1 protein-coding gene is annotated in these 2,219 nt (G+C 29.6%); it reads left to right on the top strand.

The window, feature by feature from the left end:
• Positions 1–36 precede the first annotated feature (36 nt).
• Positions 37–2,219 (top strand): polysaccharide biosynthesis tyrosine autokinase (locus tag GSY74_RS07320; RefSeq protein ID WP_164664450.1); only part of this gene is annotated, 2,183 nt, incomplete at its 3' end.

The raw sequence follows: 2,219 nt of genomic DNA, 5'->3' as shown, positions 1-2,219 counted from the left end.
GATATAATTATTTAATTCAATTAAATTGGAGAATTTATGAAGTCATATAAAAGCGATATAGAAGATGATTTCAATATCAAAGAGATTTTTAAAATTTTAAAAGAGTATAGGTGGTTAATTTTTACTACAGTTATACTCTCAGTCTCTTTTGCATCAACAAAAGTCTACTTAAGTAAACATCTATATAGTGCTTTCTCAGTCGTGAAGGTAAAAACAAAAAGCGAAAATAGTCAAAACCTGATTTTAAGTGATAAGGGGACAATGGCTGTTGTAAATATTCAAGAGGATATAGCTCTTCTTCGTACCTTCTATATGAATAATAAAGCACTAAATTTAAAGAGAGTAGACTTTAAAGTACTATACTACACTCGTAACGGTTACAAGAGTAAGGAACTCTACAGAGATATACCTATAAAAATAACAGATATTGAGACTATTGATGAGAGATATATAGGTGCTAAACTAAGAGTTACCCAAAAAGAAGATGGATATACCATTGAGTTTGTACACTCTTTAAAAAATGAGATTATGAACAAACTATTCAAAAAATCTCTTTTAAAAATAGATGCAAAAGAGCCATTTAAGTATCATGAAAAGATAAAAACCAATTTTTTTAGTCTAAAAATTCACAAATTATCAAATTTTGACAAACCTATAGATATAATAATTTATGGAGATAATAGATATGTCTATGATAACATCATACGCAATAACTTAGAGGTTGTTCAGATTGATGATAAGATTCCTCATATACAAATCTCTTATCAAGATAAGGTTCCCTCAAGAGCTGTATCTTATATTGAATCTTTAACTGACAGTTTTATAAATGAGAGTCTAGCAGAGAATAGAAAACAGAATAATCAAATTTTGGACTTTATAGATAAAGAGCTTAAGAAGATAAAAAAACTCTTAAAAACATCAGAAAAAGAGCTAGAGAACTACCGCATCTCAAATAAGATTGTCTACTCATCTGTACAGGCTTCGACTTTTATTAGAGAGCTAAGTAGTGTTGATATTACCCTTTCAGAGAATGAGCTAAAGATAAAAGTTGTTAATAATCTGCTAAAACTTATAGAGAACAACTATAGTTTCGACGCTATGACACCCTCATTAGTTGAACTTCAAGATTCATCAGCACTAAAGTTAATAGATATGCTCCAAGAGGCACAACTCACAAGAGAGGAACTTCTTGCAGACTTTACAGTAAAACATCCAAAGATTAAAAAAGTAGATAGCAAAATCAGTACTATTAGAGCCAAAATTATTTTAAATATAGAGAATTTACAAAAACATATTCTTGAGAAAAACAAAAATCTAAAAAAGATAAAAAAATCGTATGAGACAAAGATAGAGACTCTTCCAACAAAAGAGAGAAAGATGATAAATATAAAAAGAGATTATGAGGTTAGCTCAAAAATGTATAACTTTCTTCTTGAAAAACGGACAGAGAACGAGATATTAAAAGTTTCAAACCTCTCTAAATATAAGATTATAGATAAAGCATATAGTGACTTCTCACCTGTTGGAAATAAGAGTAAAGCGATTTTAATATCATCTATTTTTATAGGATTCCTCTTGGGAGTACTATTAATAGCTCTTCATCGTATTTTCAGTGATAAAATATTAACAGTAAAAAGTATAGAGAGTTATACTGAAATTCCTATATATGGAGTTGCACCATTTCTAAAAAGCAGTGAACATCTCTATATTCAAAAACCATCTGTTGTTGATAGCTACAGTGCTATTCGTACAAATATTCAACTATCAAAAAAGCAGTCTAAGGTGATTCTTTTAAGTTCTACTATGGATGATGAGGGTAAAGATATGGCAACTATAAACCTAGCTCGTTCTTTTGCTAGAGTTGATTGTAAGACACTACTTATAGATTTGGATATAAGATTTAACTCTATAAATAGAGTTTTAAATGTAGAGAGCCATGCTGGTATTAGCAGATATCTTGCAGGAGAAATGCATAGTATTTACGATATTAAATATCCTACAAAATATAAAAACTTAACTATCATTCCAGCAGGAGATAGTAGCTCTTCAAACATCTCTCGACTCATTCTATCCAAAGGCTTACCACCACTTATAGAGGAGTTAAAAGAGTCCTATGACTATATTATTATAAATACTCCCCCTTTTGGAATTTTTACAGATAGCAAATATATTATGAGACTATCAGATATAAATCTGACTCTTTTTAGGGAAGGGTATAG

The organism is Sulfurovum sp. bin170, assembly GCF_010892395.1.
Classification (GTDB): domain Bacteria; phylum Campylobacterota; class Campylobacteria; order Campylobacterales; family Sulfurovaceae; genus UBA1140.
Note: the sequence above shows the minus strand (reverse complement) of the source record. Positions and strands in the feature narration are given on the sequence as shown.